Source organism: Legionella sp. (assembly GCF_047605385.1).
Lineage (GTDB): Bacteria > Pseudomonadota > Gammaproteobacteria > Legionellales > Legionellaceae > Legionella.
In genome coordinates, this window is sequence record NZ_JASGFU010000127.1 from 1 (window position 1) to 3,662 (window position 3,662).

Below are 3,662 nucleotides of genomic sequence, written 5' to 3' on the forward strand. Positions count from 1 at the left end.
CTATAACATCTTATAATTAACTTGCAAAACGAGATGGTTCATATATGACGCAAAAATTATATTGGCGTACTTGATCAGTTAAGTGATTAATAACTCAATGGAATAGTAAGTACCAGTAGAAAGTCAGAATCGCCAATCCTTTTGCGTAAAATCCGACCACGACCCTTTTTTACCAAGATCACGGCCAGAGAATTTCTTCTGCACCTTAATCAAAATAAGAATGGATGCCGTGCTGGTAACCTTTGGGATCATCCAGCCAATCGTCCATTTCTTTGTAGAAAACGACATCGTCATTATCAGGATCAATAGGAAGTAAGCGTCCCAATGGTGCTACTTTCTTGCTGATTTGAGCGATAATATCCTCGATTGAAGAGGCTGACTGGTAGAGTTCACTGGCAAAATCGCCAATGTCGCCTTGCTCATCAATTGTATAGTTATTGCAAAAAGGACTTTCTCCATCAATCAGTTCTCTACTTGCTTGCTCCATGAGTTCTATGTGTTCTTTCAGCTCTGATGCATGATATTGAAGTTCGTTTGCCAGTTCTCTAGCTTGCTTCATATGGGTGGTGTCGTATTTATCCTGTAAAGACACCAACCCTTTTTCGTTGAAATCACCGTATAATTTATGACAATAAGCCATGTGTTTCTCATCGCCAACAAACATGATATCGTCTTCTTTAAATTCTTCCTCCACTATAATGATTTGTTCTTCAACTGCTTCTATAGGTTCTTGTGTCTGCTCTGCTCGAATCTGGTATTGTGGTTTTGGCGCAAACCAGCACCAGTCCTTAAATTCCTCGGCAAGACAGGTGATGATATGAAAGTTATCTTTATCCAGATAATTTTTAAACACGTATTCTTTGCCTTTTTTCATCGCTGTTTCAAATTCATTGGGCAATATTAACGGGTCGTTAGACCAATATAGGTTTTCACCAAGAAAATAAAATGCTAAACGAATCGAGTTCATTATCTCTTTTGGGTAGAGTCTCAAAACAGAATGGATAATCCATGGCTGTAAATTGGTATTTTGTTGTTCATTAAAATTATGGGTAAGCAATCTGTCTAAGTAGGTAATAACGGATTCACGTGAGATTTGTTGGGTATGCCACAGGGCAACCAATGAGTCTAAAGCGGCAACTCGTGCAAACTCATAGGCGTTTGTATTTTCAATCAACTTATAAATAGGTTCTATATCGCCGTTAAAAGTAGACGCTAAAATATTAGGCATATCCTCCAGTTCATCATTAAAAATACGGTGCTCAAAACTGCTTGGCATTTTGTTTAATAGCGCAATAATTAACGGGTAGGCGTTTTTTTCTCTGAACAAGGCTAATAGAAAAATAGCAATAACATGCGCAGAACGGGTTTCTATTGATTCTTTTCCCAGCTCTTCTAATGTTTTTTCCAAAATACTTAAAAGATGAGGGGTTACCAATGCTTGATTTTGTCTTGCAAAGTCGAACTCTTTTTCAAGGGATCTATAGGGAATGGTGGATATGGATTCAATGAATTGCTCGATAGTCATCTTAAAAAGTACTCTGGTTTTGTACAATGATTTGGCATTTTAAGTCATCATGGTAAAGCAGTAAATACGCTTGGCGTTTATGATCTGGTTTGTTAAAGGACGATTGTACTTATCACTGCGGATGGGAAAACGTGCTTGAGCTACGCTGTTTTAAGCAAAATATCGAAAACAATTTGAAATTTGAACAATAACCTGCCATAATTATCGCATAGAGTGTATGAACGGGATGGTGAGAGCCATGCACTCCTCCACCGATATTTGATCGGTATCAGCCCAAGAGCGATTATAAAGCGAGCCTAGTTAATTTTTTAAAGAGCCCTGTTTTACAGGGTTTTTTATTTGGGCGGCGGTTTTATCAGCTTATTTGATTGTACATGATGAGCTATAACAAAAAAGGATATTTTTTTCTTTTGTGGTCGTGATGAGGCGTGTTGTTTATCGCGTACATAGGCACTTTCTATAAATAATCGAAGTAATCCCTTTCCTGATTTTGAAACCTTAAAATACACCTCATACTCTTGTTGATTTGAAATCTCGATAGTAAAAAAATTACCTTTCCCTGTATGAAAACAGGATCGATGATCAATTTGTTTCGCAATTTCAGGCAATAAGAAAGATAGTTTATAACGTGAAAAACAAAAAATACGCTGCTCACGGGAGTCAGAATAGATGAGTTCTTCCTCAATGGTTTGCCACGTTTCTTGGGTGTGGCTATTTAATCCACGAGAAAAGCAATGTAAGCCAAACGCAATAACAAAAGCATAACGCTTTTCCTGCTTGTCATGAATTGCAGGTTGAGTGAACTCCCAATGAAATTCATCAAGATGATTCAACGAGTATAATTCACCTTTGTATAAAAAGGGTTTCCAGGATTTAATAACAAATACTCCATCTGGTTAATCAAGCAGTATCACACTGCACTGTTTTCTCAATAAGGGATGCTACTAGCGCTCCATTTTATTATTTTAATGCGTTTATAAAAAATTCTGGAATATATTTTATACAATTTTAATAAACTCTGGGGATGATTTTATTTTTTCAACTTATTTGTAGCTCCACTTCATACTCTTGCATTTTTAGAGACTTTAATAAGAAAAGACCGAAATCAAACAGATGAATTTGTTTCAATAGTTTGGAAATCCGCATTGAGCGTTTATTGTTGCGAGGAAGGAACATAATTGTTTGTCCATATAAGGGTCGTGGAACGGGGTAAAATCCAAATGGAGCACCAAAATCGATACATTCATCACTAAGGAAAGACCAGTCTTCGCTATGTACAGAAAAAAGATCAAATTGGTTTAATAAAGAGAATACGGACGGTGCGTTTAAATTGAATGTATACAGGTTACCACATACAGGAACCTTTTTATTTAATTTTAAGGCCAGATATCGGGCTGCTGAGAAATGATGAGATCCCCCGCTATTGCATAAATGAATGCGTTTGTTATCCCATCCATAACAATAAAATGAAGGATTATTGAGTATCCGTCCACGTTCCCACCGCAAATTTTTGTCTAAATTTTGTTCTGATATATCGGCAATTAAATTAGGGTTAACGGTTGTTGCGAATTCATCAAGGGTAGTAAACAAGTTCAGATTTGATTTTGATGAGCTAAGGCAATCAATGTCGCGAATATCGCACCACCAATTTTTTGTTTCGTTCACTGTGACCAGATGCTCTAGCTCTGGAATATAGTGTTGTTGTATGGATTCGTATCTTTTCATGAGATTCAAGACGTATTTTTTATCAACATAACAACCATCCCATTTATCCCAATGAATTATTTGATTGGCGCTAGCTGTTTGGGGCGGTATTTTTAATGTCCTGTGTATTTTTGGGTAGTTTTTGATTTTTTTTATAAATCGTGCAGGGCGTAAAAAAAATTCTTGTGTCGAATCAATAATAAAATTAAATACAGCTTCCATTCTTATTCCTTATTTGAGCTGTTTAACCAAAATAAGCAGTCCTCAGTTAGATCCCAATTACCATTTTGCACAGCAACAATTGCTCATTAAGCCTGTAATTGCAATTTTAAGTGCATGTTGAGGGCATCAGCAACTTTCACCAAGGTTTCTAATGAAGGGGTCTCGGCCAGCAATTTACCATTTTAGCCGGTCTAGATCTAACTCTATGAAT

At 36.6% G+C, this 3,662-nt stretch carries 3 protein-coding genes; all 3 read right to left on the reverse strand.

Annotated features, from left to right (window positions below):
• Positions 1-205 precede the first annotated feature (205 nt).
• Complete coding sequence (locus tag QM652_RS14350; protein WP_415076981.1) at positions 206-1,525, reverse strand: DUF1186 domain-containing protein; 1,320 nt, start codon at positions 1,523-1,525, stop codon at positions 206-208.
• A 335-nt stretch (positions 1,526-1,860) separates the two neighbouring features.
• Positions 1,861-2,358, reverse strand: a complete 498-nt coding sequence (locus tag QM652_RS14355; RefSeq protein ID WP_415076983.1) for a hypothetical protein — start codon at positions 2,356-2,358, stop codon at positions 1,861-1,863.
• Between the two features lie 205 nt (positions 2,359-2,563).
• Complete coding sequence (locus QM652_RS14360; protein WP_415076985.1) at positions 2,564-3,451, reverse strand: DUF6685 family protein; 888 nt, start codon at positions 3,449-3,451, stop codon at positions 2,564-2,566.
• Positions 3,452-3,662: the final 211 nt, after the last annotated feature.